Here is a 3074-nt window from a genome sequence, read left to right as displayed (position 1 = left end):
CAAGTTTGTCCGTCGCTATGGAAAGCACCATGGAAAAAGTATCGATGAGATTGATGTCCTTTATGTTATGTTGATCGACAGCGTGAAAGAGTATGGGAATTCACGGTGATTATATGGAGCAGGATTACTCTGTCGTCTACAGGAACGTCCAATACCCTCGCTTGGAATTCAAAACGGGAAAACTTCTTCTCATTTTGCCTGAGGACGAGGACGAGGATAAAATCCTCTCCAGGTATTCTTCTTGGATCGAAGAAAAAAAGAAAATCATTAATGATGCTCTGGTGGCTTCTAAAGACAAAGAAATCCGAACAGTGTATGATACTGATTTTAAGACAATCGTTTATGAGTTCATACATCAATACTCAGACGATTTGGGGAAAAAACCAAACAATGTTTTTTTTCGGGTCATGAATTCAAAATGGGCAAGTTGCAGTAGAAACGGTAATATTACTGTCAATATGCTTCTCAGGTATCTACCCGAACGTCAGATGTCATATGTCATCTATCATGAAATGGTTCATCTCTTTGAAAAGCGACACAATATAATATTCTGGAACAAAATCGAGGAACAATTCCCCGATTGGAAAGTGTTGGAAAATGATCTATTTGTCTACTGGTTTTTGGTGCAGAGGGAAGTTCATGCTGAAAACAGGATGTTAGTGAGTTCGTTCGAAGTCCCGGTATTCGATCAATTCCTCCTCACCGATAGTCCGGGCCGTCGAGAGCATGAACAATGCATTGATTGGTCAGATCATTGCTGAAGAAAAGAAGGATAAATAACTGGTCATTCCCCTCCCGAAGAATCAATCACTCTGAATGAATGGGATTCTGCTCTATTGCTCGCTTAATCGCTCCCTGCATCTCTCCAATGCCCAGACAATTCGAAAAAGGAAATAGGATCTCAATATGTATGATACTCACGATAACTCTCAGAGATTCTATTACGATACTGCACCCCGCTAGGTCCGATTATACGATCATGTACGATCAATTTTGATCACCGAACCCAAACACACCATACTTTATCTTACCTAAATTCTACAATAAAACGATGAGACAAATCCTATGAGACAAATAATCTGTTTTTTCATTATAGTGTCAATAATCATGGTCTCCGGGTGTACTTCGGCAGGTTCCCCGGCAGCACCAATCGGAAAAGGGTCGGTGAACCTCTGCATCGCTAATCCGGCGCTTGCTGACTCATCCCAAATACCAGAAGTTATTCTCTGGACATCCCCGGGCGACATCGGTGAGAAGGCGGACCATACAATAGTAGCAACATTCCCCGCCTGCGAAAATCTTTCTGCAACCATCTGGGAGAAGAAAGTGATGCAGGATACCTGGAGCCGTATTACCCTCAGAACAACGGATGGACAGTCCTATACCGGGTGGATAATCGCAGACCATCTGACTGCGGAAACAAACGAGATGGGAACGGAATGGAGTGAACATTATTCATCGGTTCTCGGCCGCTGGGAACAGACCAACCGGGGGAACGGTGCGAAGATCTGGTACGAATTCAAAGAGGACGGGATGTATACGTTCAATTACGATATGATGGGCAACAGGGATAACGTCCAGGACCGGGGTTCGTGGGAGTACCGGGGAAACCAAACGTATGACCTTGTATCGAGTATCGCTTCCGATCACAGGTTGGAATCCATCACCCTGGATCCACAGGAAAAGACATTCAAATCCGGATTCCAGTACTCGTCCGACCCGGCAGCGGAACACGAACTTGTATATGCCCGAGTATGATACCGGGATCGGTTCCCAAGCACCTTTATTTGAGTGTGGCTGATCCAGCATAACCATCGATACTGTCATGCTCTGTTCTCTCCGGCCACCGCAGAGGGCATGAAAACGGCAGACCGGCTCCTCCCCCACCCCCCGGTTCGTGCAGAAGATGCACCTATATTAGCAATCGTAACGAAACCATCCCTGATGGAACTTCCCTACCTGAACAAATTCATAAGACCCAATAAGGAAGATCTCCCGGAGATCTCACGTGAGGAGTTTTTTCAGAATCTCACACTGTCGCGGGCTGAAGCGGAAGAGATCTGCAGCAACGCAGAAGACGATCTGAAACGCCTCGATGAGACGAAATGGAGCCTTAGATATACCTCGCTCATCCTCGGGGCGGCGCTCGTAATCAACCTGGGGCTCATGTTTGCATTCACCTGGAAGTTCTACCTGTACTGGATTATGGCGTCCTTCACATTCCTGATGGTGAACCCCTTCCTCACCATGCTTCCGACCGATATGGCAGACTTAAAGATGTATATAGGGTACATCAGGGAACTCAAAGTCAGGGAACTCACAGTGCGTGAGAGAAAGAGCCGGGACGGGATCGCGGGCGAAGAGACCTCGGGAAAAGAGGCTTCGGGAAAAGAGACCTCCGGAAAAAGCAGCATCGGTATTGCCGACACAACCGAGACGATCAAAGGGCTTACCCGGCAGAGGAACTACCTCCTCGAACTCGGCTGGAACCTCTTCTTCATCAACTGCCAGCCGCTGGCACCGGGCTTTCTCATGCTCTTTGCCCTCTCCGCTGCTTTTGCACTCGCAGGCTGGGCAGTCTTCGGCCAGTTCGAGGCGTTCTCCTCCATCATCATCACCGTCCAGTCCATTGCATTAATCGTGTTCTATATCGCGATTGTGCATGTGAAGCCGTATTCCAGTGGCTTTTTCTCGGAAGTGCTCGGCATCCATTCCACCTTCAAAGAGCATTATGAAGAAGCCTGGAGCAAGGGACTGAAATTCGCACTCACCGCCGCTGTCCTGATCACCGTCACGGGTATACTTCTCATAGCAGCGCTCGTCCTCCCCGGGATCACCTACGGCAGTTTCACATCTGCCGAAGCCGATGTCCACATCAACATAGGGATCTTTGCCCTGATCTTCCTTTCGCAGATGATTGCGGTTCGGCATTTTCAGGGGAGATACAGCAGGACGCTCGCGGAAACCCTCTTGAAATCGAAGATCGTGGCTATCCGGGAGGAGATCCTCCCGGCCATCTCAACCCTCGAGACGGCACCCGCAGATGAGGGCGTAACCCCGCAGATGAAGGGCAG

Annotated in this window: 3 protein-coding genes; all 3 read left to right on the top strand. The window is 48.4% G+C overall.

Going from position 1 to position 3074, the window contains the following annotated elements; translation table 11 throughout:
• Positions 1-92 precede the first annotated feature (92 nt).
• The gene (locus tag QCH34_RS09770; RefSeq protein ID WP_300333470.1) at positions 93-761 is read left to right on the top strand and encodes a M48 family metallopeptidase; all 669 of its coding nucleotides are present in this window, start codon (positions 93-95) and stop codon (positions 759-761) included.
• A 334-nt stretch (positions 762-1095) separates the two neighbouring features.
• A complete protein-coding gene (locus QCH34_RS09765) occupies positions 1096-1758 on the top strand; it encodes a hypothetical protein (RefSeq protein WP_300333468.1) in 663 nt (220 codons plus the stop codon).
• Between the two features lie 99 nt (positions 1759-1857).
• A partial coding sequence (locus QCH34_RS09760; protein WP_300333466.1) for a hypothetical protein occupies positions 1858-3074 on the top strand: 1217 nt, incomplete at its 3' end.

The sequence above is a fragment of the Methanocalculus sp. genome (assembly GCF_029762515.1).
Lineage (GTDB): Archaea > Halobacteriota > Methanomicrobia > Methanomicrobiales > Methanocorpusculaceae > Methanocalculus.
This window is presented reverse-complemented; position numbering and strand designations above follow the sequence as displayed.